This window comes from Novosphingobium sediminicola, from assembly GCF_014196525.1.
GTDB classification, from domain to species: domain Bacteria; phylum Pseudomonadota; class Alphaproteobacteria; order Sphingomonadales; family Sphingomonadaceae; genus Novosphingobium; species Novosphingobium sediminicola.
The window spans coordinates 188,168-213,217 of record NZ_JACIDX010000001.1 but is presented as its reverse complement, the minus strand read 5'-3'; the positions used below and the strand labels follow the sequence as shown (position 1 = coordinate 213,217).

Sequence of the window (25,050 nt, the reverse complement as noted above, 5' to 3'; positions counted from 1 at the left end):
TCATGCGCGTTCTGGTGCTGGTCAAGGCGACGCAGGAAAGCGAAGCGGGACAGTTCGACCCGGCCTGGACGCAGGAAATGATGGCGGCCATGGGGCGCTTCAACGATGCGCTGCGCGAGGCGGGCGTGCTGATCATGGCCGAGGGGCTGGCCGCATCGGATCAGGGCAAGCGGATCGTGTTTGACGGTGCAAGCCGCGAGATCCTCGATGGCCCCTTCATGCCCAGCGAGGAACTGGTCGCCGGTTTCTGGCTATGGGAAGTGAAAGATATGGATGAGGCGGTGGATTGGGGGCGCCGTTGCCCCAATCCGATGCCGGTTTCCAGCGTGATCGAGATCCGCCCGATCCACGAGCATCGCTAGGATTTAAACCAGCCCTAATTTCGCCAGTTCCGCCGCCACGCTGGCGGGCAGGACATCGCCATTATCGCCGCTGGCCAGATCGGCCGGAGCGTCCTTGGCCTCCAGATAGCGCCAGCCCTGATGCGCGCGGCGCGGGGTGGGCACAACCTCGATCAGCTTGGTGGAAATCAGGATCGCGGTGCGCCCGCCTTCATCTTCCTCGAAAGCCAGAATTTCGCTGCGCGCCACCAGTTGATGTTTGAAGATCCAGAACAGCGAGCCGCCGATCATTTCCTCGGCCCGCTTGGGCCGGTTGCGCGTGGTCAGGCGGGCGACCTGCGCCCCGCCGCGCCGTCCTTCTGGCGAGAACCATTCGTGGATTTCGGCCATGGATTGCGCGCCATAGGCGACTTTCGTCATATTAAGAGGCATCAGGCAAGTCCGGTCAGAACGGCAAGGCCGAGGAAGGAGAAGAAGCCCATGACATCGGTGGCCGTGGTTACAAATACGGCCGAAGAGACGGCTGGATCAATCCGCAAACGGTCGAGTGTCACCGGCACCAGAATGCCCGCAAGGCCCGCCACCAGATTGTTGATCACCATCGCCGCACCGATCACCGCGCCCAGATGCGGATTGCCAAACAGCAGCGTTGTGCCCGAACCGATCATCAGACCCAGCGACAGGCCATTGGCAATCGCGATGCGCAATTCGCGCAGGACCATGCGGACCGTGTTCGAACTGGTCAATTCATTGGTGGCAATCGCGCGCACCACCACGGCCAGCGTCTGGGTGCCCGCATTGCCGCCCATGCCCGACACAATCGGCATCAGAACGGCCAGCAGCGCGAATCGCGCAATCGCCCCCTGAAACAGCCCGACCACCGACGAGGCGATGATCGCCGTGCCCAGATTGACCACCAGCCATGACAGGCGCGTGCGCACCGTCATCAGGATCGGCTCGTTAATGTCGCCATCGCCCGCGCCCGACAGGCGCAGGATGTCCTCGCTGGCTTCTTCCTGAATGATGTGGACCACGTCATCGACCGTGATCTGGCCCACAAGCCGCCCGCTTTCATCAACCACGGCGGCCGAGATCAGCGCGTATTTCTGGAAGCGCAGCGCCACTTCTTCCTGATCCATGCCCACTGGGATCAGCGTCTGGTCACGCTTCATCACATTGGAGAGCGTGACATGGCGATCGGTGCGCAAAATCCATGAAAGCTGGCACGTGCCGACCGGATGGTGGCGCGCGTCCACAATGAACACTTCCCAGAATTCGGTGGCCAGATCCTTGTTGTCGCGCAGATAGTGGATCAGCTCGCCCACGCTCATATGCTCGCCCACCGCGATATAATCGCGGCTCATCAGGCGGCCGGCGGTCTCCTCGGGATAGGCCAGCGCGGATTCGATGGCGGCGCGCTCTTCCGGCTCCATCTCGGCCAGAACCGCCTGTTGCTCCTCAGGCTCAAGGTCTTCGAGCAGGGCGACCGCGTCGTCGGTCTCCATCTCCTCGGCAATGTCGGCAATGTCCTCGGCCGACAATTCATCGACCAGCCCTTCGCGGACGTGATCGTTGAGTTCGGCGAAAACCTCGCCGCCCATCAGGTCGGAGATGGCGTCGGCCAGCGCGGGGCGTTCATCCGCGTCGATCTGTTCGAACAGATCGGCAATGTCGGCCGGGTGCAGCGGCTCGACCAGCGCATAGACCGCATCGACCTCGCCCGCATCCAGCGCATTGCGCACACGGCGAACAAAGTCGCTCTTTAACTGGTTGTCTTCATCCAGACTGTCATGACGCGTGTTTTCCTCCACCGCCTCGATTTCGGCGTTGGGGGCATCGGCAAAGAGAGGATCGACAGGCTCGACAGTCATGAGGGAGGGGATTAGGCATTAAGCGAATAAAAGCAACCGTGCAGGATGCGTTTGACGCAAGCGGTCGCACAAACTGCTGGCCTTGGGCGCGGGGCCCCTTTATCAGCGCGGCCAGAAAAGGGCGATGATGGCCAATCCTCGCCATGTCCATACAGGAGCTTTACCCATGGCCGACGAAATTCTCACCTTCACCGTGGATACCGGCAACGGCATCGGCGATGTTGTCATCAAGCTGCGCCCCGATCTGGCCCCCGGCCACGTTGAACGCATCAAGGAACTGGTCGGCGAAGGTTTCTACGACGGCATCGTTTTCCACCGCGTGATCCCCGGCTTCATGGCCCAGGGCGGCTGCCCCAACGGCACCGGCACCGGCGGCAGCGACAAGCCCGACCTGAAGGCCGAATTCAACGCCGAGCCGCATGTACGCGGCGTGTGCTCGATGGCGCGCACCTCGGCGCCGCACTCGGCCAACAGCCAGTTCTTCATCTGCTTTGACGATGCCACCTTCCTCGACCGTCAGTACACGGTGTGGGGCGTGGTCCAGTCGGGCATGGAATTCGTGGACGCGCTGCCCAAGGGCGAACCGCCGCGCAATCCGGGCAAGATCGTCAAGGCTGTCGTTTCGGCCGCCTGATCCCATGGACTGCCCCGGCGCTCTCCTTGTGTAAGGGCGCGGGGGCAGTCCTGCCTTTTGCACCAACTGTTAACTCTTGATCAGGGCGCGTCCCTAGGCATCGGTTCAACCGATCTCCATTGCTTGTGAACGATAGTAAACGGACAGTTTCGAGAGGATAGTCCGTGCTCGCTCGCGCAAAAATCAGCACACTTGTCGCCGCAGGCTCGCTTTCGCTGGCGGCCATCATCGGCTTGGGGGCCGGGCTGGCTGTTCAGGGCGCAACCGCCATGCGCACCGATATGGCCTATGTGGCGTCCAATTCGGTGCCCAGTGTAGATAAACTCAATTCAATCATCATCGATTTCGAAATCGCTCGAATCCGCATGTCGCGTCTGATTTTGGCGCAATCGCCCGATGAAGCGACCAAGCAATCCGAGTCACTCGACAAAGCTCTCGCCAAGGCCGAACGGGGCATTGCCGATTATAAAAGGCTGATCAGCGATAAAGAGGATGCGCGGCTTTACGAGGATTTTGTCCGGCGTTGGCAGTTGTTCCGGCAGGACCTTGAGGCCATTCGCTCCGCCGAATTGAAAAATCAGCATGATCGCGCCATTACGCTGTTTAATGGTGATATTGTGGACCATTCGCGCGCGCTGCAGGCCGCGATTGAGGCCGACAAAGATTACAACGTTAAGCTGACCGATGACATTTCGAACCGCGTGCTGGCGCAGGCCGATACCGCAATCCAGCGCAACATCGTGCTGGGCATTCTGGGGGTGGGCATCGGTCTGCTGGTGCTGCTGATGTTTTCGATACGTGTGTCGCGCCCTGTTTTGCAATTGAAGAATGCGATGGGCGATATGGCGGCGGGTGATCTGGACCGCGACATCCCCGGCATCGACAAGAGCGACGAATTGGGCGACATCGCCCGCGCGCTGGAGGAGATCCGTCAGTCGGTGGCCAATCGCAGCCGCGCCGAGGCCGAGGCCAAGCTGGAAGCCCAGCAGCGGATCACCGGGGCGCTGGAGCGCGGTCTGGCCGCGCTGCGTCAGGGGCGGCTGGATGAACGGCTCGATGAAGAGTTTCCGGTTGAATACGAGCAATTGCGCAATGATTTCAACGCAACAGCCGCCTCGCTCTCCGAACAGATTTCGGCCGTCTCGGTATCCTCCAACGCGGTGCGTTCGGGCGCGGGCGAGATTTCCTCGGCGGCGCAGGATCTGGCCCATCGCACCGAGCTTCAAGCCGCCTCGCTGGGCAATACGGCCAATACCGTGCGCGAACTGGCCCATTCGGTGGCCCAGACCGGGCAGGGCGTGACCAGCGTGGCAGGTTCGGCCCATGAGGCCGAGCAGGAAGCCTCGAACAGTGGCGAACTGATGCGCGGCGCGGTGGCGGCCATGCAGTCCATTGCGGCGACCTCGGACAAGATGCGCTCTATCGTCGAGATCATCGACGGCATCTCGTTTCAGACCAATCTGCTGGCTCTGAACGCCGGGGTCGAGGCCGCGCGGGCAGGGGACGCCGGGCGCGGCTTTGCCGTGGTGGCCACCGAGGTGCGCAATCTGGCCGAGCGCAGCGCGCTGGCGGCCAAGGAGATCGGTGCGCTGATTGTCCATTCGGGCGAGGAGGTGCGCGCGGGCGTCGATATGGTCAGCCGCACCCAGTCGAGCCTTGAACGCATTGTCGAGCGTTCGACCGAGGTCGCGGGCATGCTTTCCACGCTGGCCACCAATGCGGCCCAGCAGTCCGAGGCCATCGCCGGCGTCAATCAGGTTCTGAACGAACTGGATATGGCCACCCAGCAGAATGCCGCGCTGGTCGAGGAATCGACCGCCGCCTCGCGCTCACTGGCCCATGAGGCCGAGCGTCTGTCGGGCGTGGTGCAGCGTTTCACGCTGGCCCGCCGCTCCACTCGCGGCGGGTTGCGTCATGCGGCTTAAAGCCCGGCCTTGATCAGCCAATCGTGGAAAATCCGCACCGGGCGCGTTTCCAGCGCGCGCGGGCGGCACACGAACCAATAGCTGTAGGGGCTGTCGATATCGGCGTCGAACAGGCGGACCAGACGGTCATCGCCGGGACGCAAAAAGTGGTCGTCATGGACGATGGCGATGCCCAGCCCCTGAACCGCTGCGGCAATGATAAGCTGGGCCGAATCGAAATGGTCGATCGCGGCCGGTTCCAGCCGCTCCAGTCCCAGCGCACCTTTCCACACATCAAGGCTTTCGGGCAGATCGGTAGAGATCACGAAAGTCTGCTTTGACAGGCGGGCCAGATCGGGTGTCGCGCCAATCTCGGCGGCCAGCGCGGGCGAGGCGAAAGCGTGGATCTTGTTATGATCGAGCCGCACCGAATGGAGCGCGGGGTCAGGCTCCTTGGACAGCACGATGGCCGCATCAATCGAATCGCCCAGTTCCGATTCGAGCTGCGCCCCGGTGTCAAAGTCGATATGCAGCCGCGGATGCAACTTGCGCAATTCGGGCAGGCGCGGAAACAGGCGCGTGCCCGCAAACAGCGCGGGAACGCCCAGATGCAGGCGCATCACATTGCTGGCCTCCATCTGCGATTCGACCGCCTCGGCCAGATCTTCCAGCTTGGGGCTGACGGCGGCATAAAACGCATGGCCGTCATCGGTCAGCTTCATTGCCTGATGCTGGCGCGTAAACAGGCGCTTGCCCACGAAATCCTCCAGCGCGCCCACACGCCGGGACAGCGCCGAAGGGCTCAGGCCCAATTCGCTGGCCGCGGCCTTGGCCGATCCAAGGCGGACCGTGCGGACAAAGGCTTCCAGCGCGCGCAAGGGGGGAAGGCGGCGGGTGGCGGGCATGATCGATCAGTCCTCTTGTGCGCCATTGCTGGCAGGCGGATGCAGGCGAAGGCGAATCACGTGGCGCTCGTCGGCCTCGGTTACTTCGATGATCCAGCCGCTGGCATGCGCGATTTTCGCACCCACCGGCGGCACATGACCGGACAGCACAAAGGCCAGCCCGCCCAGCGTATCAATATCTTCCTCGACTTCGGCGAGGCGCGGATCGACCCGCTTGCCCACTTCGTCAAGTTCGACCTTGGCATCGGCGTCCCATAGACCATCGTCGAGGGCGCGCAGCAATTCGGTGGGAGCATCATCATGCTCATCCTCGATATCGCCGACGATTTCCTCGACCAGATCCTCAAAGGTGATGATGCCCTCGGTGCCCGAATATTCATCGACCACCACCGCCAGATGCACCCGGCTGGAGCGCATATCGGCCAGCACGTCGAGCGCCCCGCGCGCGGTCGGCACGAACAAAGGCTGGCGCATCATGCGCGTCCAGTTGCCCTGCGGCTCCTCGCCGCGCGCCAGATAGGGGAAGACATCCTTGATGAGGATCATCCCGATCACTTCATCCAGCGTTTCCCGGTAAACCGGCATTCGCGAATGGCCATGTTCGGCAAAGGCGGCCAGCACATCGGGCCATGGCGCATTATGCGCCAGCGCGATGATCTGGCCGCGCGGGATGCAGACATCGGCCGCGTCCAGTTCGGAAAAATGCAACAGGTTGCGCAGCATCTGTCGTTCAAGCATCGAAAGGTCGCCCACATTGCTGCGGCCGCCTTCTTCCTCATGCTCGTCGATGATGTCTTCCAGATGGGCGCGCAGCGACTGATCCTGATCGCCCCCTTCAAAGAAGCGCAGAACCGAGCGCCATAAAGAGCGCTTACTGTCCGGCTCTCCGAGGCCGGAATCCCCTGTTCGGCCCATGTCGGCCACTTTGTGCATTACTCCGATTGCAAGAAAGTCAAAGGTGATGGTCGCCATATGGGTCGGCAATGCCGATCAGCGCAAGCGCCTTTATTTCCAAAATTTCCATCTGACGCGCGTCATCCTCGGAAATTTCGTGATCCAGCCCCGCCAGATGCAGCAAGCCATGGATAATCAGGTGCGAGGCATGATCGGCCAGCGCGATGCCCTTGTCCATCGCCTCACGCGCGCAGGTCTCATAGGCCAGCGCAATGTCGCCCAGCAATTCGGGCGGGCCATCATCGGGCAGATCGAGCAGATCCTCGCGCGCCAGCATGGGAAAGGACAGCACATTGGTCGGCTTGTCCTTGCCCCGCCATTCGGCGTTGAGCACCTGCACCTCGGCGTCCGAGGTAAAGATCATGCTGGTGCTCAGGCATTCCTTGGCCAGTTCCGGGGCGACCACGGACAAAGCCCCCGCCGCGCGGGCGGCAAGGGCTTCCCAATCGGTGGATTCCGGCCAAGGGGCTTCGATGTCGATTTCAAGCGTCAGCATAGGTTGCGGTCCCTAGGCGCTGGCAGCGCGAATGTCGAAGCCTAATCCTGATCCCTATTCCGGATCTTTGCCTTCATAAGCCTCGACAATGCGGCCCACGATCGGGTGGCGCACCACGTCCGATCCCTTGAAGCGAACCGTGGCAATGCCCTCGACGCCTTCCAGCCGCACGACCGCATCGTTCAGCCCGCTGGCGGCGATGCCGCCGGGCAGGTCGACCTGTTTGGGGTCGCCGCAGATGACCATCCGGCTGTTCATGCCGAACCGGGTCAGGAACATCTTCATCTGCGCCGCCGTGGTGTTCTGCGCCTCGTCAAGGATGACGAAGGCATCGGCCAGCGTGCGCCCGCGCATGAAGGCGATGGGTGCCACCTCGATCTCGCCATTGGCCAGACGCCGCTCGACCTGTTCGGGCGGCATGCAGTCATAGAGCGCATCGTACAAAGGCCGCAGATAGGGGTCGACCTTGTCCTTCATATCACCGGGCAGAAAGCCGAGCTTTTCGCCCGCCTCGACCGCCGGACGGCTCAGGATCAGGCGCTTGACGCTGCCGGTGATGAGCTGCGACACGGCCTGTGCCACGGCGATATAGGTCTTGCCGGTGCCTGCCGGGCCAAGGGCAAAGATCACATCATTGCGGGTCAGTGCGCGCATGTAGTCGATCTGGGTCGGGCTGCGCGGGACGATGGTCTTGCCGCGTGTGCGGATCATGATCGGGGGATGGGCCTCATCGCCGGTGATGATGCCTTCCAATGTCGGCTCGACTGACATGGCGATCAGCGATTCGACGGCGCCCGCATCCACTTCCTGCCCGGACAGCAGACGACTGTGCATGCCCTGAAGCACTTCGCGCGCGCGGGCGACGTTGTCCTCGTTGCCTTCGATCAGGATACGATTGCCCCGTGCCGAGATATAGACCCCCAGCCGGTTTTCGATCAGCACCAGATTAGCGTCAAACTGGCCAAAGAGCGCGCCTAATATGGTCGGCTCGTCAAATTCCAGCTCGGTTCGCGCACGTCGGGAGGGGTTGGCGCGAGCGTTCGGGCTGCGGAAGGAGGCCACATCTTCGATGGGGTCAAAAGCGGCGCGGATCTGTTTGCGGGCCATGTGCTCCTTGTCTGTGGCCGGAGTCTCAAGACCGGCTCACAGGGCAAAGATATGCCTCATCATGTCATCCGCCAAGGGGGCCTGCGCGCCGCAGTGGTGGAAAAGCGTATCCGGCGCATCTGCCTGCCGTCAGCCTACTACAAATTGATACAAATCTGACTGAGATCTGAGCATCCAATTCCAAATGGGTTCATGGCGTCAGGCTCATAAGGGCTTCATCGGGGCTGGTCCTGTTCCTCAGGACGATCCCACCGGAGTTTCATAGGAGAGCAAGATGCGAAAGATCCTGATGCTGGCGCTGGCCGCCGCGACTGTCGTTCCCACGGTCGCCTCGGCCCAGAGCGCCCACGAATTGCGCCGCGATCAGCGCGACATTGCCCGCGAACATCGCGAAATCCACCGCGACATGGTGCGCGGCGATTATCGCGAGGCCCGCCGCGACATGCGCGACCTGCGCAATGCCCGTCAGGAATATCGCGAGGACTGGCGTGATTATCGCCGCGCCCATGGCGATGTGTTCCGCGGCCCCGCCTATGTCGGCCCGCGCGGCTATGCCTATCGCCCCGTCGCGCCCGGTTATCGCTTTGCGCCCGATTACTACCACCGCCGCTATTGGATTGCCGATCCCATGGCCTATCGCCTGCCCCCTCCGGGCATGAACCAGCGCTGGGTGCGCTATGGCCGCGATGTGGTGCGGGTTGATCTGCGCACGGGCCGCGTGGTGCAGGTTTACGGCTCGTTCTTCTACTAATTCAGCGCGCTTCGGTCGGGAAGCTGTGCTGGGCCGCCCCTTCCGCAAGGAGGGGGCGGCTTTTTATGCGCTTCAGGCAATCACCCGCCCCGTGAGCGAATTGGGCCCGGCCTGCACCAGTTCGGCGCGCAGGATGTCGCCCACGCCGTAATCGCCCTGAAAATGTACCGATTGCAGCCACGGCGATTTGCCCAGCCACTGACCCGGCAGCTTGCCCTTGCGCTCGATCAGCACGTCGCAGGAGCGGCCAAGGCTGGCCTGATTAAAGGCATGTTGGTCGCGGTTCAGGGCGGCTTGCAAACGCTGCAACCGGTCGTCCATCACTTCGCCGGTGATCTGATCGTCCATCGTGGCGGCGGGTGTGCCGGGGCGGGGTGAATATTTAAAGCTGAAGGCCTGCGCGTAGCCCACCGCGTCGATCAGCGCGATGGTCTCGGCAAAATGCTCCTCGCTCTCGCCGGGGAAGCCAACAATGAAATCGCCCGAAAGAGCAATATCAGGCCGCATCTCACGCACGCGTTCCAGCAGGCGCAGATAGCTTTCGGCCGTATGGCTGCGGTTCATGGCCTTGAGGATCGCATTGCTGCCCGATTGCACCGGCAGGTGCAGGAAGGGCATCAGTTTCTCCACCTCGCCATGGGCGGCGATGAGGCCATCGGTCATGTCATTGGGATGGCTGGTGGTATAGCGGATGCGCGCCAGACCGTCGATCGCGGCCAGATCGCGGATCAGCCCATCAAGGCCCACCTTCTGCCCCTTGCCGTTCTCGCCATCCCACGCATTCACATTCTGGCCCAGCAGAGTGATTTCGCGCGCGCCCGCCTCGACCAGACGATGTGCTTCGGCGATCAGATCTGCATAGGGACGGCTGATTTCCGCGCCGCGCGTATAGGGCACCACGCAATAGGTGCAGAACTTGTCGCAACCTTCCTGCACGGTCAAAAACGCCGTCGGCCCCACGCTGCGCCGCTTGGGCAGGGCGGCGAATTTGGCGTCGGCGGGCATGTCGGTGTCGGTCACGCGCTCGCCATCGACCGCCCGCGCGATCATTTCGGGCAGGCGGTGATAAGCCTGCGGACCCACCACCATGGTTACGGCGGGCGCACGCGCCATGATTTCCTCTCCCTCGGCCTGCGCCACGCATCCGGCCACCGCGATCAGCGGCTGCGTGCCATCCTCGCGCCGCGCATCCTTGATGATGCGGCCAATGTCGGAATAAACCTTCTCGGCGGCCTTTTCACGGATATGGCAGGTGTTGAGCACGACCAGATCGGCCTGCTCGCCCTCGGGCGCGGGGGCAATGCCCTGATGGGCCAGCAATTCTTCCATGCGCTGGCCGTCATAGACATTCATCTGACAACCAAAGCTCTTCACGCGATAGGTGCGCGGGGCGGAAACAGGCGAGGTGCGGGGGGTGGAAATGGCAGACATAGCGGGCGCCGTTACGCCAAAACGCGGCAAAAATGAAGGGGCGATGCAGGCGCCTGTCCGGTTATGCTTGCATGGGCGGTGTCTTACTCTAGAATAACACCTGTTACCCGATCAATTCAGGATGCGTGCCATGTTTGATTTCCTGCGCAAACAGTTCATCGATGTGATCGAATGGCATGAGGCGCCCGGACAGGTCGCATGGCGCGTGCCCACCCATGGCAACGAAATCAAGAATGGCGCGCAACTGACCGTGCGCGAGGGCCAGATCGCGGCCTTTATGAACGAGGGTCAGGTGGCCGATTATTTCGGCGCGGGGCTGCATGTGCTGGAAACGGCCAATCTGCCGATTCTGACCAATCTGATGAATTGGGACAAGGGGTTCAACTCGCCCTTCAAATCCGATGTCGTGTTCATCAGCCTCAAGGAGCAGGCGGGCCGCAAATGGGGCACGCCCCAGCCGGTGACGGTGCGCGACGCTGAATTTGGCGCCATCCGCCTGCGCGCCTTTGGCACCTATTCGTTCAAGATCGCCGATCTCAAGCTCTTTGTCGAAAAGGTGCTGGGCACGATGGGCGAGATCTGGGCCGACACGCTCGACAATCAGCTGCGCAGCGCCATCGTCACCGCCATCGCCACCGCGCTGGGGGGCAGCAAGGTGCCCTTCCTCGATCTGGCCGCCAATCAGCAGGCGATGTCCGATACGATCAAGGCCGAGGTTGACAAGACCTTTGCCCAATGGGGCCTGTCCTGCACGAGCTTCTTTGTCGAAAGCATCAGCCTGCCCGACGAGGTTCAGGCCCATCTCGACAAGGGTTCCTCGATGCGTGTGCTGGGCGATATGGCGGGCTACACCCGTTTTCAGGCAGCGCAGGCGCTGGACAACCCGGCCTCCGACAGCGGCCTTGCCGGAATCGGCGCAGGGATGGCGGCGGCCAATATGCTGAGCGGCGCAATGAGCGGCGCTTTCGGCCATAGCGCACCTGCCAGCGCCGCCCCGGCTGAAGACCCCTTCGCTCTGCTGGAGAAGCTGCATAAATTGTTGACCATCGGGGCGATCACGCAGGAAGAATTTGACGTCAAAAAGGCCGAAATCCTCTCGCGGGTGAAGTAAGAGAACCTCCATGGCCAATAACACCTGCCCGCAATGCGGCGCGCCGGTGCCGATGCGCTCCGGCGCCATGCCCTATGCCGTGTGCGGCTATTGCCAGACGGTGATCGCGCGCGACGGTATGCGCGATATCGGCAAGGCCGCGCTGTTGCCCTATGACATTTCCCCGATCCAGCTGGGCACCGGGGGCGCGGTCGATGGCGCACGCTTTACCGTGGTGGGCCGTGTACGCTGGGGCTGGGCCGATGGCGCGTGGAACGAATGGCTGCTGCAACTCTCGGACGGCTCGACCCGCTGGCTGGGCGAGGCGATGGGGCAGTTTCAGATATTGGCCGAGCGCGAGGATGTCGCGGCCCGTCTGCCAGCCGACATTGCGCTGGGATTTACCATCGATGTGGATGGTCAGAGCCTGACCGCCAGCGACATAAAAACCGTCACCTGCCTTGGCGGCGAGGGCGATCTGCCCTTTCCCACGCCCATCGACTGGCAGGTGGAGAGCATCGACTTCCGCTCGCCCACCGGGGCCGCCCTTTCGGTCCAGCGCGACCGGGTGGGGGCCAGCGCCTATGTGGGCCGCTATGTCGAGCTGGCCGAATTGCGCCCCAGCCGGTTGCGCGCGGTTGAGGATTGGGCGATCCCCGACAATCTGGCGGAGACGGGCCGATGAGCGCCCAAGGTTCCAGGGCGATCCTCTGCCCCTCCTGTGGCGGTTCGATCGAGGTCAAGGCGGCGGGTTACACGGTAACTGTGGCCTGTCGCCATTGCGGCAGCGTGCTGGACGTGGCCCAGCCCGATGTGGCCATTATCAAGGAATATCACGAAAATGCCGCCAAACTGCCCCTGCCGCTGGGCAGCCGGGGTGTTTTGTTCGGCACGCAGTGGGAGGCCATCGGCTGGCTGCGGCGTGAGGCGGGGGGTTATTCCTGGGGCGAATATCTCCTGTTCAACCCCTATGCGGGCTATCGCTGGCTGGTCCATTCCGACGGGAAATGGCAATTCGGCACGATGCTGACCGACATGCCGCGCGAAACGGGTCAATGGGGGCAGGCGTCATGGCGCGGCGAAACCTATGCCAGTGAGGATGAGCCTGTCACCATCACCACCACGCGCGTGATCGGCGAGTTTTACTGGCGCGTTCAGGCGGGTGAGATGTGGGTGGCGCGCAGCTATGATCGCGGGCCTGCCTCGCTCTCGCGCGAATGGCGTGAAGGCGAAGAGGTGCAGTGGACCCATCTGGTCGGCGTGCCTCAGCGGTTGATCGACGCCTTTGTCCGCCCCCAAGGCCCCGATCTGGCCCGGCCCGAGCCGGTGCGTCCGAAAGCCGATGGGGCAAAGCCCGGCTTCTTCGCCCGCTTTTGGCAGGATTCGGCCGGACAGCGGACCAGCCTTTGGGACATGGTCAAGCTGGTTTTGATCACCATCGTCGCTGCCTTCCTGCTGCTCTCCTTTCTGACCGCGGGCGGCACCGGCGTGCGGGGCGATGGGCAGGTGGTGGTCGATGGCCCTACGGCGCGCATTACAGTCGGCCCGGTCAAATTGACGCGCGCCTATCAATTCGTCACGGTCAAGGTGGCGGCCAGCAATTTCACCAACCGCTGGGTCGATCTGGACTATCTGTTGGTCAACCGCGCCACGCAGGCGACAATTCCCGCCAGCGCCACCATCGAATATTATGCCGGGCGCGATTCCGATGGCTATTGGTCCGAGGGCAGCCATGAAACCAGCACCCGTTTCGCCGGTGTGCCTGCGGGCGACTATGACCTGCTGGTCGAGGCCGAGGCCAAGCGTTGGAATGACCCCAGCGCCAGCAATTATAACCCCCTGACCGGCGTCGAAAACCCATGGGGCATTGGCGGCGCACAGGACGCCCCCGCGCCTGAGCAGGAAGTGATCGGCCTCGGTTTCCTTGTTGAACCGGGTGGGCTGCCTTTGGGCCTGTGGTGGCTGATCGTGGCGCTGGCTTTGCTGCCGGTGTTGTTCCTCTATGCCTATCGCGCCAGCAGGACCGCCGTTTACGGGGAGGATGCCTGATGAGCCGTGGCTTGTTGCTTTTTGCCGCATGGTGTCTTGCGCTGCTGGGCCTTGCCGGATGGGCGGGCTGGGCCGCGTGGGACCCGTTTGCGGATGGTTCGGCCCAGCACAGCGGCCCCGCCGAACGCACCCATCACCATGGCGGGGCGGGCGGTTTCTGGGGCTTTGGGCCTTCACACAAATAAAAGGGGAGGGATCGTCATGCTTTCGACCACCGTCATCGCCGCCACCTTGTTCTATGCGCTTCTGGGCATCGTCGTCTTCGTCGCCAGCTTCATTCTGGTGGACAAGCTGACGCCGGGCGAATTGTGGAAGGAAATCATCGAGCGGCAGAATTTGGCGGTGGCCATTCTGGCGGGCGCGGTGGCGTTGGGGCTGAGCATGATCATCGCGGCAGCGATCCACGGCTGATGGACGATTCCGGCGATTTTACGGGCCCCGCGCGCGCCCATGCGGCCATCCTGCTGCTCTCGGTGCTGGTGGTGGCCACCTGCGGGCTGATCTATGAATTGCTGGCGGGCACGCTGGCCTCCTATCTGCTGGGCGACAGCGTTACCCAGTTTTCGACCGTGATTGGTTCCTATCTGTTTGCGATGGGGGTGGGGTCTTTTCTCTCGCGCTATGTCCGGCGTGATGAGATCGGCGTGTTCATCCGCGTTGAGATCATGATCGCGGCCATCGGCGGGTGGAGCGCGGCGGGCCTGTTTCTGGCCTTTCCGCTTGCCGCTGATTTTCGGGTGCTGCTCTATGCCATCGTGCTGGTGATCGGGGCGCTGGTGGGGCTGGAAATCCCGCTGCTGATCCGCATCCTGCGCTCGCGCTTTGCGTTCCGCGATCTGGTGTCCAATGTGCTGACCTATGATTATGTCGGCGCGCTGATTGCTTCGCTGGCCTTTCCGCTGGTGCTGGTGCCGCAATTGGGGATGATTCGCACCGGCTTGGTGTTCGGGCTGGCCAATGTGGCGGTGGCGGTGGCGCTGCTGTTTGTGCTGCGCGGTACACGGCGGGTGGCGGGCGATATGACCGTGGCGCTGATGGTGGCGTGCAGCCTGATCGCGGGCCTGTTCATGGCCGAACGCATCCAGCGCTTTTCCGAAATCGCCTATTATGGCGAGGGGGTGATCCATGCCCGATCCACCCCCTATCAGCGCATCGTGCTGACCCGCCGGGGCGAGGACTTGCGGCTCTACCTCAACGGCAATCTGCAATTTTCGTCGCGTGATGAATATCGCTATCACGAGGCGCTGGTCTGGCCGGTGCTGGGACGGGTGGCCAATCCGGCGCGGGTGTTGATCCTGGGCGGGGGCGATGGGCTGGCCGCGCGTGAGGTGTTGCGCGATGGGCGGGTGCGTTCCATCCATCTGGTCGATCTGGACCCGGAAATGACGCGGATGTTTCGCGAAACGCCGCAATTGGCCGCGCTCAATCGCGGCTCTCTCTTGAACCCGCGGCTCAGTGTTGAAAATGCCGACGCCTTTCGCTGGGTCCGCGCGGCGCGGGGGACGTATGACGCGATCCTGATCGATTTTCCCGACCCCACCGAATATTCGCTGGGCAAACTCTATACCGTCAGCTTCTATGCGCAGGTGGCCCGCCTGCTGGCGCCCGATGGGGTGATGGTGGTGCAATCGACCTCGCCGCTGGTGGCGCCGCGTTCGTTCTGGACGGTGGCGCAAACGCTGGAGGCGGCGGGTCTGCAAACGCGCGGCTACCACACCTATGTGCCCAGTTTTGGCGAATGGGGTTTTACGCTGGCGGCGCGCACGCCGCCCACGGGGCCTGCGCATTTGCCCGCTGGCCTGCGTTATTTGAATGCCGTGTCCGAACCGTTGATGTTCGATTTCCCCCCCGACATGGCCCGCCGCCCGACCCCGGTAAACCGCCTCGACAATCAGGCGCTGGTGCGCAGCTTTGCCGAGGAATGGAGCCATTATGAGGGCTGAGGTCCGGCGGCGCGACCTGCTGGCCGGGGCGTTAGCCTGCGGTATGCTGAGCGGTTGCGGGCGGGCGCAGGCCGCGCCTTTCCCCGGCGCGTTGCTGGGGCCGGATTTGGCGCGCGGCCATGCGATCCGCGACGGCAAATTGCCGGGGCCGACCGGGCCGGAGGAACGCATCCCGCTGGTCATCGCGGGCGGCGGCATTGCAGGGCTGGCGGCGGGCTGGCGGTTGGCCGAGGCAGGTTTTACTGATTTCGCCCTGTTTGAACTGGAGGATGTCGCGGGCGGCAATGCGCGAGCCGGGGCCAACAGTGTCACCGCCTATCCATGGGGGGCGCATTACCTGCCCATCCCGAACCGCGAGGCGCGGGCGCTGATCCATATGCTGCGCGGGTTTGGCATGATTACCGGGACGGATGCGCAGGGCGCGCCCGCCTATGATCCGTTTCAGCTCTGCGCCGACCTTGAGGAGCGCCTGCTCTGGCGCGGCAAGTGGCAGGAGGGCCTTGTGCCCACTACCGGCCTTTCGCCGCAGGATGCCGCGCAATGGCGCCGTTTCGATGCGGCCATGGAGGTGTTCCGCAAAGCTGTCGGCCGCGATGGCCGCCCAGCCTTCGCCAGCCCCTCGGCGCTTTCCAGCCGGGACGAGACCTATGCCGAGCTCGACCGCATCAGCTTTGCCGCGTGGCTGGCGCAAGAGGGCTACACCGCCGCCGCCCTTCTGGCCCATTTGCGCTATTCCACCCGCGACGATTATGGCAGCGAGCCGGGGGCGATCTCGGCATGGGCGGGCATCCACTATTTCGCAGGACGGCGCGGCTGGGCCGCCGATGGCGCGGGCGAGAGCGAATTGACATGGCCTGAAGGCAATGCCCGGCTGGCGCGGCTGATGGCCGGGCGGATCGGTGCGCGATTGCGCCCGCGCCACAGCGTCACCCATGTTGCCCGCGACGGGGATGATGTGCTGGTCGATGTCTTCGATCATCAGGCAGGCGCGGCGCGGCGGATCAGGGCGGGGGCGGTGGTGCTGGCCATGCCCGATTTCGTCGCGCGCCATGTGGCGCCCGCATTTGCCGGGGCTTCGCGTTTTTCCTATGCGCCATGGGTGGTGGCCAATGTGGCGGTGTCGCGCATGCCATGGGGGCCGGGTGCGGGGCTGGCGTGGGACAATGTTTCCAGCACCAGCGCCAGCCTCGGCTATGTCGTGGCCAATCACCAGACCTCCTCGGCGGGCGATGGGCCGGGGGTGCTGACATGGTATCAGGCCCTGTCCGATGCCGACCCGGTGGCGGCGCGCAAGGGCCTGCTGGAGCGCGGGCTGGGCGAATGGCAGCGGGAAATCGCGGCGGATCTGCTGGCGATGAATCCCGAACTCGACGGGCGGATCGAGCGGATTGATGTCTGGCGCTGGGGCCATGCGATGGTGCGGCCGACGGTGGGCTTTCGCAGCGATCCCGCGCGCTTGGCGGCGCAGGCGATGAATGGCCCGGTGTTTCGCGCCCATTCCGATCTCTCGGGCCTCTCGCTGTTTGAAGAGGCGCATTATCACGGCGTTCTGGCCGCCGAACGCGCGCTGGCCCATCTGGGGCGCGGCGGGGAGAGCCTGTTGTGATGCCCGCTCCTGCCACGGGCCTGCATCTGATTGCCGATCTGGCGGGGTGTCATGGCCTTTGCGATGTGGCCCTGATCGAGGCGGCCTTGCGTGAGGCCGCCGCCGCCGCCCACGTTCATGTGCTTTCGGTCCACCTCCACCCTTTCGGGCCGGAGCAGGGGGTGACCGGGGTGGCGCTGCTGGCCGAATCGCATATCTCGATCCATTCGTGGCCCGAGGAAGGTTTGGCCGCGATCGACATTTTTGTCTGTGGTCCGCTGGCCGATGCCGAGGCGGCGCTGGCGGTGATCGCGGCGCGGCTGGGCGGAACGGTGCGCTATCGGCAGGCTATCCCCCGTTTGGGTGCCAGAACCGGTGCAACACTGGCGCCTTAGTCATCACCCTGTCATACGGGGCGGCTTGGGACGCGTTTTGCATCGGGGGATCGGGTGAGTTTGGACAAGTTGGCGCGCTGGCCGCGATATGGACGGATGGCGGTGGGCGTGGCGCTGTTTCTGGTTCTGGCGATGCCATGGCTGATGATGCCTGCCGGGTGGCGGGCGAGGCGTTGTCTGGCGGTCATGGCGTGGCGGGTTTTGCTGCGCAGCTTTGGCATCACCGTTGAGGTCCATGGCGCGCCGATGCCCGCCGCAGGTACGCTCTATGTGGCCAACCATATCAGCTGGACCGACATTCCGGTGCTGGGGCTGGTCACGCGCGCGGCCTTTGTGGCCAAGGATGACATGCGCGGTTGGCCGTTGATCGGGCGGCTGACGGCGGAATATGGCTGCGTCTTTGTTGAGCGCGAGCGGCGCGGCAAGGTGGGCGCGCAGGCCGCCGAACTGGCCAGTCATCTGGAGGCCGAGCGCGGGCTGGTGCTGTTTCCCGAAGGCACGACCGGGCTGGGCGATGGCGTGTTGCCGTTTCGCTCCAGCCTGTTTGCGCTGGTGCCCGGCGTGGGCGAGGGGACGGCGCGGGTTCAGCCGATCACGCTGCGCTATGTCCATGCCGATGGGCGCGTGTTTAACGCACAGGAGCAACGGCAGATCGCGTGGATCGGCGATGATGAATTGCTGCCCCATGCGCTTACTTTGGCGGGCATGGGGCGCATCCGGGCCGAGGTGTGGTTTGAGACGCCCATCGAGGCGGGCGACCGCAAGGCGCTGGCCCGCGCCTGTGAGGCCGCCGTGGTGGCGCGTTTAGGGAGCTGCGCCTAGGCGCTTATGCCGCCGCGCTGAAACGTGAAGCATAGCGGTCGGCGATCAGATCGACCGGCATGACCACGAACACATCGACCGTGTTGAACGCATGGTCGATGAATGCGCCATCGCCAAACCGCGCACCCACCCGCATATAGCCCTTTACCAGCGGGGGAAGCTGAAACATCGCGCGGCGCTCGTCATAGGTGCCGCGCTCAAGGCGCTCCATTGACACGCCTTTGCCGGGCAACACGCGGGGGCATTGGTCCGGCGCGGCCAGATGGTGGTGGTAAAGATAGGACAGGGCAGGCGCGTAAAGATCAGGGTCGGTGCCGGGAAAGCTGGCGCAGCCGAACATCAGGCCGATCTGGTTGGCCTTGATATAATCGGCAATCCCGCGCCACAGCATCGAGATCGTCGCGCTGGTGCGATATTGCGGCAACACGCAGGAACGGCCCAGTTCGAGCAATTCCTTGCCTTCATTCTCGCGCGCCATCAGCGCGGAAAGGTCATATTCCCCGCCCGAGTAAAAGCCCGAATGCGCGCGCGCCACTGTCTCGCGCAGCAGGCGATAGGTGCCGACCACCGCATCGGCAGGCGCTGCACCCGCATCCAGCAGCGCCTCATCGATCACCAACAGATGGTCGCACAGCGCATCGTAAGCATCGCGATCACAGCGCAGCGCGGCATTGGCAGGATCGGCATCGGCGCCCATTTCTTCAAAAAACACCCGCCAGCGCAGATGCTGCACCGCATGAAGATCATCGCCATCGCGGGCAAGACGGACGATCAGGCGGCGGGTCATCAACGACTTCTCAAGCATCTGGGCGGTCATGGCGTCTCCTTCCGGCCCTGATAGGCGATGGAGGTGACATGCACGTGGCGGTTGCGTGATGCTTGTGTGACACCCGCGAGAGGAAAGGGGGCCAAACGAAAAGGGCGACGCCGCAGCGCCGCCCTTCGTTGATTGCGTGAAACGCGAAGGATCAGAATTCGAGGCGGATGCCCAGATTGATGCCATGCGCCATGTAATCGCTGCGATAGGTGCCCTGATAGCCGACGAACAGCGCGCCCGCATCGTCGAACACAAAGTTGACACCGACATTGGTGTCAACCTGGCTGTTGCCCTGGGCCAGCCCCGTCACGGTGAACTGCGTGTCGGCCTGACCGTTCATGATCGCCGTCACGGTGTTGCCCGCGCCGGTGATCTTCGAGCGATAGGTTGCGTTCACATAGGGGCGCAGCATGCCCTTCGAACGGATCAGCGACACACCCGCCAGCCATTCGGTGCGATCCGCACTGATGCTGTTGACGGTCAGATTGGCAGCGCCCGCGCCGGTTTCGGTGAAGCCCTTGATCTTGCCCTTGTTGAAGTCGATCCCGACAAAGGGTTCGGCGGTCCAGCCATTGGCCTTCAGTTCAAAGCCGACCTTGCCGGTGGCCTTGAACAGGTCTTCGCCAACCGAGGCGGTGGCGGTGCGGGTGTAGGCGCCGATCGTGATGATCTTGGTCGCGCTCACCTTGCCCATATGATAGCTGGCGATACCGGTCAGATGCAGCGGGCCGAAGTTCTTGCCCGCATAAGCGGCCACCGCATAATCGCGGTTCGTGCCGTTCAGATTGCCCGGCGCATACTTGAGCTTATCCCACGACAGGTTGACCGCGGCGCCATAGACATGGTTGGGGCCCGAGAAGTCATAACCGGCGGCAATCGCGGTGATCTGATCGCGGGTGCGATAGCCGCCCACGGTCGAGGCGGTCGAGGAGAAGCTGCCCTGCGCCATCGGCGTCAGCCACCAGCCATCTTCGGGATGGGTGCTGTTCTGATCCTTCAAACGCATGTCGATGGTGCGGTGGAACAGGTTGGCCTGATCGCGCAGCGCCGTTGCATAGGCCAGATAGCCTTCGGGCGAAATCTGGTCGAGGAACAGCTTGGCGTCCGAAGCGCTCAGAATGTCCACCGTGCCCAGCAGCGTGGCGGCATCCGAACCGGTGCTTGCCGTGGCGGTGGCCAGCAGGCCGGTCGTGCCCGCAACCGTGCCGTCGGTGTGGCCCAGCGCCTTGGAGATGGCGATCTGGTTGGCGTTGGCGCCATTGGCGGCCATCACCGTGTCATAGGAATTATGCGTGGCGACGAACTGATAGTCGGTGCCGCTGGTGCTGGTCACCGCGCCGACCTTGGTAAAGGTGGTGAACAGCAGGTTGGTGCCGTTGTTGACCGTGATGGTCGAGAAGTCGCCCGAGATGCCGCCATCGGCATGGATCACGCTGAACACGGTGCCGGTGGGATAGAAGCCCGCCGTGACGTTCAGGTTCAGCGTGCCGCTCAGCGATGCGGTGCCGGTGGTGTAGAGCTGGCTGTAGTTGGTGCCGGCGGCGGTGGTCGCGCTGCCCGCCGGATAGATCGGGATATTCAGCGTGCCATAGGCACCCTGAGTATAGCTGCCATAGATGGTGACCTTGGCAGGCGCCGATGCGGTGCCGATCCAGAGCTGGCTGTTGGCCGAGGAGGTGCCGTTGTTGACCACCGAAGAAGTGCCGCCGGTCGTGTAATAATAACCGATCGTGCTGCCCGAATAGAGATACATCGTACCGGCGTTGGTCAGCGTGGTCGTGTCGCCCGAGGCGAAGATGCCGGTGAAGGTGCCGCTGACATCGTTGGTGAAGGACACGGTGTTGCTGCCCGAAACGGGCGACTGGCTGAACGTGCCGGTAAAGATGCCGTTGTTATAGGCCGTGATGTTGCCGCTGGCCGTCACCGCGCCGGTAAAGCCGTAGGCGGTGTTGTAATTGTAGAAGTAGGCGCGGTTGGTGCCGGTGTTGGTGCCATAGACAATGTTGCCCGTGACAGCGGCGGTGGCCGAGGTGTTGTTGATGAAGGTGCCGTTGACGCCGAAATTGACCGCGGGCGTGCCCGCATAAGCGGTCAGCACGCCATTGTTGGTCACGGTCGAATTGGCACCCACGGTGATCGCGCCCGCACCCGAGGTGCTGCTGGTCGAGGTGATCGTGCCATTGTTCGTGATCGTGGCGCCATCGCCATATTGCACGCCATAGACCGCGCCTGTGTTGGTGATCGTGCCCGCATTGGTCAGCGTGCCCGATGTGCCGATCACCAGCGGTGAGGTGACGCTGGCGCCCGAATTGACGGTGACATTCACGCCCGAGGCCGTGTTCGTATAGGCAGCCGACGTGCCCGAACAGGTGACGGTGGTGCCGCTGGCCGTGCAATCGGCCCAGGCAACACCAGGCGTCATCAACGCGGTGGACGCAAGGGCAATGGGCGCGAAACGGCGCGCGCGGGTGGTGCGGCTGAGCAAGTTAATCGACCGGGCCATGTCCGTGTCTGTCCTTCGTCTTTCGAATGTCTACCCCGAATGGGGCGAGTGGCGCTCGCGCAGTGAACGCCGGATGAATAGGGTGTTGCGGGAGGTGCAGGGAATAGCGGCCAAAGGCAAGGGGGAATAAGATGAACCGAGCCGGTTGACCCCTTGAAGAAGTGCGGAACTCTACAGTATGCGCGATTTTACAAAGTAAGATTCCTTGCGCAGCAACAGTTTTAGGGCATTTTTCCGGTTCACCGCCGATGGCGCGCAAACAGGGCAATGAGAGGCACGACATGACGTTGGAAGTGATCAGCAGCAATCGCAGCTTTGGCGGCACGCAGGGGGTCTATGCCCATGATTCGCAACAGACAGGCACGCGCATGACCTTCTCGGTCTTTGTGCCCGATCATGCGCCGGACGAGCGTCTGCCCGTGCTGTGGTATCTCTCGGGCCTGACCTGCACCCATGCCAATGTGACCGAGAAGGGTGAATTCCGCCGGGCCTGTGCCGAAGCGGGGGTGATCTTTGTCGCGCCCGATACTTCGCCGCGCGGCGATGATGTGGCCGATGATGATGCCTATGACTTTGGCAAGGGCGCCGGTTTCTATGTCGATGCGACGCAGCAGCCATGGGCGCCGCATTTCCGCATGCGCTCCTATATCGAGGCCGAATTGCCTGCCTTGGTGGCCGAGCATTTTCCGGCGGATATGGGGCGGCAGGGCATCACCGGCCATTCGATGGGCGGGCATGGCGCGCTGACCATCGCACTGCGCAATGCGGAGCGGTTCCGATCGGTTTCGGCCTTTGCGCCGATCGTGTCGCCGCTCAACTGTCCCTGGGGCGAAAAGGCGCTGGGGGGTTATCTGGGTGATGATCGCGGGGCATGGCGCGAATATGACGCAGTGGCGTTGATCGAGGACGGGGCGCGTCTGCCCGACCTGTTGGTGGATCAGGGCGAGGCGGATGGTTTCCTTGAGGGGCAGTTGAAAACGCATCTGCTGGTCGAGGCATGCGACAAGGTAGGCCAGCCTGCGACGATCCGGATGCAGCCGGGCTATGACCACTCCTACTACTTCATCTCGACCTTTATGGCCGAGCATGTGGCTTGGCATGCGGAAAGGCTGAAGGCGTAAATAATGGGGCGGCGTGCCTTGGGTGCGCCGCTTTTGACTTAGGGGGGCAGGCAGGCCCTGAACTGGCCTACGATCCCATTGCTGTTTTGAAAAACTGGAGCGGGCGGAGGGATTCGAACCACTCAAGCGAAGCCGCTTGCGGCGCAGCGCATCAAAGGAATCAGAGGGTTCCCTCCGGCAGGCCCTGAACCGGCCTGCGATCCCATCGCTGTCATGAAACTTGGAGCGGGCGAAGGGATTCGAACCCTCGACCCCAACCTTGGCAAGGTTGTGCTCTACCCCTGAGCTACGCCCGCTCGGGCGGGTGCGCCAAATGGCAACACCGGAAAATTTGGAGCGGGCGAAGGGATTCGAACCCTCGACCCCAACCTTGGCAAGGTTGTGCTCTACCCCTGAGCTACGCCCGCTCGGGCTTGGCCAAACCCATAAGGGCCTGACCGGGTGAAACTTGGAGCGGGCGAAGGGATTCGAACCCTCGACCCCAACCTTGGCAAGGTTGTGCTCTACCCCTGAGCTACGCCCGCTCTGGCGTTTCTGCAATGGAGCGGGGCGCTCCGTTGCGGGGTGAGGCGGCCCTTTAACGAGGCTATTTCACCTTGCCAAGCACAATCTTCACATCTTTTCATTTTCATGGGTAAAAGATTGCAGGCACCCGTTTCCACATCACCTCGGCTTTGGGCTGAAACGCGCTTTATCCCTTCACAAATGCCGCGAAAGGTCCACATAGGGGCCAAGGCGCCCGATGGGGCGCACAGACGGATGGAGTACCGCGTGGCAAGTCTTGGCCTGAGCATCGAAGAACAGAAAGCCGTTGATCGCTTCCGCAAGGCGGTGGTCGAGCCTTCGATGACGCAATTGGTGATTCTCGATTTCTGGGCCGAATGGTGTGGCCCGTGCAAGGCGCTGACCCCGGTGCTGGAAAAAGTGTCGGCCGAATATGCCGACAAGGGCGTCGTGCTGGCCAAGGTCAATGTGGACGAGGAGGGCTTTATCGCCAGCCAGTTTCAGGTCCGCTCGATCCCGACCGTCTATGCGATCTTTCAGGGGCAGCCGATTGCCGACCTGACCAATGCGCGCGGCGAATCGCAGTTGAAGGCGATGCTGGACCAGTTGCTCAAGCAATTGCCGATCCAGCCCGCGGGCGACCCCGCGCCCGACCTCGAACCGCTGTTGGCGATGGGCGAGGAAGCGCTGGAGGCAGACGATGGCGAGCGCGCGGCCAATATCTTTGGCCAGATCGCCGAAATCGCGCCTGACAGCGCGGCGGCCCACGCCGGGTTGATTCGGGCGCTGGTGCTCTCCGGTCAGGTTGAGGAAGCCGAAGCTGTGCTGGCCGCGCTCGATCCCGCGCTGGCGGCCGATCCGGCGGTGGAGCGCGCCAAGGCCGCTCTGGAACTGGCCAAGGATGCGCCTGAGGATGGTGAGCTGGCCGGTTTGAAAGCCGCGGCGGAGGCTGCGCCTGACGATCATCAGGCCGGGTTCGATTATGCCAGCGCGGCCTTTGCGGCGGGCGACCGCGATGCGGCGGCGACCACGCTGCTGCGCCTGATTGCGGCGGACCGGACGTGGAACGATGGTGCGGCCCGCGCCAAGCTGCTGCAGATCTTTGAGGTCATCGGCCTTGAGGATGCATGGGTTTCGGCCCAGCGGCGCAAGCTGTCGACCATCCTGTTTGGCTGAAACGATGCGGGTCTCGATCTTTCCTCTGTCCGGCGCGATGCTCTATCCGGGGCTGAGCCTGCCGTTGCATATCTTTGAGCCGCGCTATCGGGCCATGGTGTCCGACGCGCTGGCTCGGGATCGGCGCATCGGCATGATCCAGCCGCACAAGGCGGAGGATGGCGCGCCGCTCTATGATGTCGGCACGCTGGGCCATATTCAGGAGGTTGAGGCGCTGCCCGATGGCAGGTTCAACATCGTGCTGGTGGGCGAGGCGCGTTTTCGCATCCTGCGCGAGATGACGGTGGTGACGCCTTTCCGTCAGGTCGAGGCCGAATTGCTGCCCGAGGCCGAACATCAGATCATCAGCGCGGTCGAACGCGCGATGTTTGAGCGCGAGGCGCGTCATTTTGCCGATGCGCAGGGCTATGCCGTCGATTGGGAGCAGGTGACGCGGCTGGACGATCAATCGCTGATCAATGGCGTGGCCCAGATCGCGCCCTTTGACGCGGCCTCGAAACAGGCGCTGCTGGAATGCGGCGATCTGGGTGAGCGCTGCGAATTGCTGGTGCAGCTGATGCAATTCTATGGTCGCCGCGATGGCGACGAGGGCGCGGCTACGCTTCAATAGGCGTCAGGCGGCGCCGGACTATGTTCCCGGCGCCGCCCAAT

25 protein-coding genes and 3 tRNA genes are annotated in these 25,050 nt (G+C 63.3%); 16 read left to right on the top strand and 12 right to left on the bottom strand.

Features of this window, described 5'->3' with window-relative positions:
* Positions 1-2 precede the first annotated feature (2 nt).
* Positions 3-362 (top strand): YciI family protein, encoded by a 360-nt coding sequence (locus GGR38_RS01030; RefSeq protein WP_183621848.1) that lies wholly within the window; start codon positions 3-5, stop codon positions 360-362.
* 3 nt (positions 363-365) lie between these two features.
* Here GGR38_RS01030 and GGR38_RS01025 read toward each other — a convergent pair whose 3' ends face one another.
* Positions 366-773, bottom strand: a complete 408-nt coding sequence (locus tag GGR38_RS01025) for a DUF1489 domain-containing protein (protein WP_183621846.1) — start codon at positions 771-773, stop codon at positions 366-368.
* A complete protein-coding gene (gene mgtE, locus GGR38_RS01020) occupies positions 773-2,212 on the bottom strand; it encodes a magnesium transporter (protein WP_183621844.1) in 1,440 nt (479 codons plus the stop codon). Before mgtE ends, GGR38_RS01025 begins: the two co-directional genes overlap by 1 nt.
* 166 nt (positions 2,213-2,378) lie before the next feature.
* Here mgtE and GGR38_RS01015 point away from each other — a divergent pair, with 166 nt between their 5' ends.
* On the top strand, positions 2,379-2,846 hold the full coding sequence (locus GGR38_RS01015; protein WP_183621842.1) for a peptidylprolyl isomerase: 468 nt from the start codon (positions 2,379-2,381) through the stop codon (positions 2,844-2,846).
* A gap of 164 nt (positions 2,847-3,010) precedes the next feature.
* Positions 3,011-4,771, top strand: coding sequence for a methyl-accepting chemotaxis protein (locus tag GGR38_RS24515; RefSeq protein ID WP_183621839.1), 1,761 nt, complete (start codon positions 3,011-3,013; stop codon positions 4,769-4,771).
* On the opposite strand, the gene GGR38_RS01005 is transcribed toward GGR38_RS24515, so the two are convergent.
* Genes GGR38_RS01005 through GGR38_RS00990 form a run of 4 tightly spaced genes read right to left on the bottom strand, consistent with a single transcriptional unit; the run spans position 4,768 to position 8,212 of the window.
* Positions 4,768-5,655: a LysR substrate-binding domain-containing protein gene (locus GGR38_RS01005; RefSeq protein WP_168603772.1), complete on the bottom strand. Its 888-nt coding sequence runs from the start codon at positions 5,653-5,655 to the stop codon at positions 4,768-4,770. The genes GGR38_RS24515 and GGR38_RS01005 overlap by 4 nt on opposite strands.
* A 6-nt stretch (positions 5,656-5,661) precedes the next feature.
* Positions 5,662-6,579: a hemolysin family protein gene (locus GGR38_RS01000; protein ID WP_343058961.1), complete on the bottom strand. Its 918-nt coding sequence runs from the start codon at positions 6,577-6,579 to the stop codon at positions 5,662-5,664.
* A gap of 28 nt (positions 6,580-6,607) precedes the next feature.
* Positions 6,608-7,102, bottom strand: a complete 495-nt coding sequence (gene ybeY, locus GGR38_RS00995; protein ID WP_183622341.1) for an rRNA maturation RNase YbeY — start codon at positions 7,100-7,102, stop codon at positions 6,608-6,610.
* 57 nt (positions 7,103-7,159) lie between these two features.
* Positions 7,160-8,212: a PhoH family protein gene (locus GGR38_RS00990; RefSeq protein ID WP_183621835.1), complete on the bottom strand. Its 1,053-nt coding sequence runs from the start codon at positions 8,210-8,212 to the stop codon at positions 7,160-7,162.
* A 274-nt stretch (positions 8,213-8,486) separates the two neighbouring features.
* Between GGR38_RS00990 and GGR38_RS00985 the strand changes: the two genes are divergently transcribed.
* Entirely contained in the window at positions 8,487-8,963 is a 477-nt protein-coding gene (locus GGR38_RS00985; RefSeq protein WP_183621833.1) for an RcnB family protein, read from the top strand.
* 72 nt (positions 8,964-9,035) lie between these two features.
* On the opposite strand, the gene miaB is transcribed toward GGR38_RS00985, so the two are convergent.
* The gene (gene miaB / locus GGR38_RS00980) at positions 9,036-10,394 is read right to left on the bottom strand and encodes a tRNA (N6-isopentenyl adenosine(37)-C2)-methylthiotransferase MiaB (protein ID WP_183621831.1); all 1,359 of its coding nucleotides are present in this window, start codon (positions 10,392-10,394) and stop codon (positions 9,036-9,038) included.
* A gap of 130 nt (positions 10,395-10,524) precedes the next feature.
* On the opposite strand from miaB, the gene GGR38_RS00975 reads away from it, so the two are divergent.
* From GGR38_RS00975 to GGR38_RS00935, 9 genes are read left to right on the top strand one after another with little or no spacing between them, the layout of a single operon-like run.
* A complete protein-coding gene (locus GGR38_RS00975) occupies positions 10,525-11,505 on the top strand; it encodes an SPFH domain-containing protein (RefSeq protein ID WP_183621829.1) in 981 nt (326 codons plus the stop codon).
* A gap of 10 nt (positions 11,506-11,515) precedes the next feature.
* Positions 11,516-12,169 carry a DUF4178 domain-containing protein gene (locus GGR38_RS00970; RefSeq protein WP_183621827.1) on the top strand — a complete coding sequence of 218 codons (654 nt, stop codon included), beginning with the start codon at positions 11,516-11,518 and terminating at the stop codon, positions 12,167-12,169.
* Positions 12,166-13,533, top strand: coding sequence for a DUF4178 domain-containing protein (locus tag GGR38_RS00965; protein WP_183621825.1), 1,368 nt, complete (start codon positions 12,166-12,168; stop codon positions 13,531-13,533). The genes GGR38_RS00970 and GGR38_RS00965 overlap by 4 nt, the downstream gene beginning before the upstream one ends.
* A complete protein-coding gene (locus GGR38_RS00960; protein WP_183621823.1) occupies positions 13,533-13,718 on the top strand; it encodes a hypothetical protein in 186 nt (61 codons plus the stop codon). Before GGR38_RS00965 ends, GGR38_RS00960 begins: the two co-directional genes overlap by 1 nt.
* A 16-nt stretch (positions 13,719-13,734) precedes the next feature.
* Positions 13,735-13,944, top strand: coding sequence for a DUF350 domain-containing protein (locus tag GGR38_RS00955; protein ID WP_183621821.1), 210 nt, complete (start codon positions 13,735-13,737; stop codon positions 13,942-13,944).
* Positions 13,944-15,476: a polyamine aminopropyltransferase gene (locus GGR38_RS00950; protein WP_183621819.1), complete on the top strand. Its 1,533-nt coding sequence runs from the start codon at positions 13,944-13,946 to the stop codon at positions 15,474-15,476. Before GGR38_RS00955 ends, GGR38_RS00950 begins: the two co-directional genes overlap by 1 nt.
* Positions 15,466-17,082, top strand: coding sequence for an FAD-dependent oxidoreductase (locus GGR38_RS00945; protein WP_183621817.1), 1,617 nt, complete (start codon positions 15,466-15,468; stop codon positions 17,080-17,082). The genes GGR38_RS00950 and GGR38_RS00945 overlap by 11 nt, the downstream gene beginning before the upstream one ends.
* Positions 17,082-17,456 (top strand): adenosylmethionine decarboxylase, encoded by a 375-nt coding sequence (gene speD, locus GGR38_RS00940; protein ID WP_183621815.1) that lies wholly within the window; start codon positions 17,082-17,084, stop codon positions 17,454-17,456. The genes GGR38_RS00945 and speD overlap by 1 nt, the downstream gene beginning before the upstream one ends.
* Before the next feature lie 54 nt (positions 17,457-17,510).
* Positions 17,511-18,278 carry a 1-acyl-sn-glycerol-3-phosphate acyltransferase gene (locus GGR38_RS00935; protein ID WP_183621813.1) on the top strand — a complete coding sequence of 256 codons (768 nt, stop codon included), beginning with the start codon at positions 17,511-17,513 and terminating at the stop codon, positions 18,276-18,278.
* A gap of 4 nt (positions 18,279-18,282) precedes the next feature.
* On the opposite strand, the gene GGR38_RS00930 is transcribed toward GGR38_RS00935, so the two are convergent.
* Together GGR38_RS00930 and GGR38_RS00925 are read right to left on the bottom strand one after the other, a co-directional pair.
* Positions 18,283-19,095 (bottom strand): GNAT family N-acetyltransferase, encoded by an 813-nt coding sequence (locus tag GGR38_RS00930; protein ID WP_183621811.1) that lies wholly within the window; start codon positions 19,093-19,095, stop codon positions 18,283-18,285.
* Positions 19,096-19,246: 151 nt separating this feature from the next.
* Positions 19,247-21,598 carry an autotransporter outer membrane beta-barrel domain-containing protein gene (locus tag GGR38_RS00925; protein ID WP_183621809.1) on the bottom strand — a complete coding sequence of 784 codons (2,352 nt, stop codon included), beginning with the start codon at positions 21,596-21,598 and terminating at the stop codon, positions 19,247-19,249.
* 281 nt (positions 21,599-21,879) lie between these two features.
* On the opposite strand from GGR38_RS00925, the gene fghA reads away from it, so the two are divergent.
* Positions 21,880-22,719 carry an S-formylglutathione hydrolase gene (fghA, locus tag GGR38_RS00920; protein WP_281379344.1) on the top strand — a complete coding sequence of 280 codons (840 nt, stop codon included), beginning with the start codon at positions 21,880-21,882 and terminating at the stop codon, positions 22,717-22,719.
* A gap of 221 nt (positions 22,720-22,940) precedes the next feature.
* On the opposite strand, the gene GGR38_RS00915 is transcribed toward fghA, so the two are convergent.
* The 3 genes from GGR38_RS00915 to GGR38_RS00905 all read right to left on the bottom strand — a co-directional run bounded on the left by GGR38_RS00915 (position 22,941) and on the right by GGR38_RS00905 (position 23,243).
* Positions 22,941-23,015 (bottom strand) — tRNA-Gly (locus tag GGR38_RS00915).
* Between the two features lie 36 nt (positions 23,016-23,051).
* Positions 23,052-23,126 (bottom strand) — tRNA-Gly (locus tag GGR38_RS00910).
* 42 nt (positions 23,127-23,168) lie between these two features.
* Positions 23,169-23,243, bottom strand: a tRNA-Gly gene (locus tag GGR38_RS00905).
* 247 nt (positions 23,244-23,490) lie between these two features.
* Here GGR38_RS00905 and GGR38_RS00900 point away from each other — a divergent pair.
* Both GGR38_RS00900 and GGR38_RS00895 read left to right on the top strand, forming a co-directional pair.
* Positions 23,491-24,399 carry a tetratricopeptide repeat protein gene (locus tag GGR38_RS00900; RefSeq protein WP_343058944.1) on the top strand — a complete coding sequence of 303 codons (909 nt, stop codon included), beginning with the start codon at positions 23,491-23,493 and terminating at the stop codon, positions 24,397-24,399.
* Between the two features lie 4 nt (positions 24,400-24,403).
* Positions 24,404-25,009, top strand: a complete 606-nt coding sequence (locus tag GGR38_RS00895; RefSeq protein ID WP_183621805.1) for an LON peptidase substrate-binding domain-containing protein — start codon at positions 24,404-24,406, stop codon at positions 25,007-25,009.
* Positions 25,010-25,050: the final 41 nt, after the last annotated feature.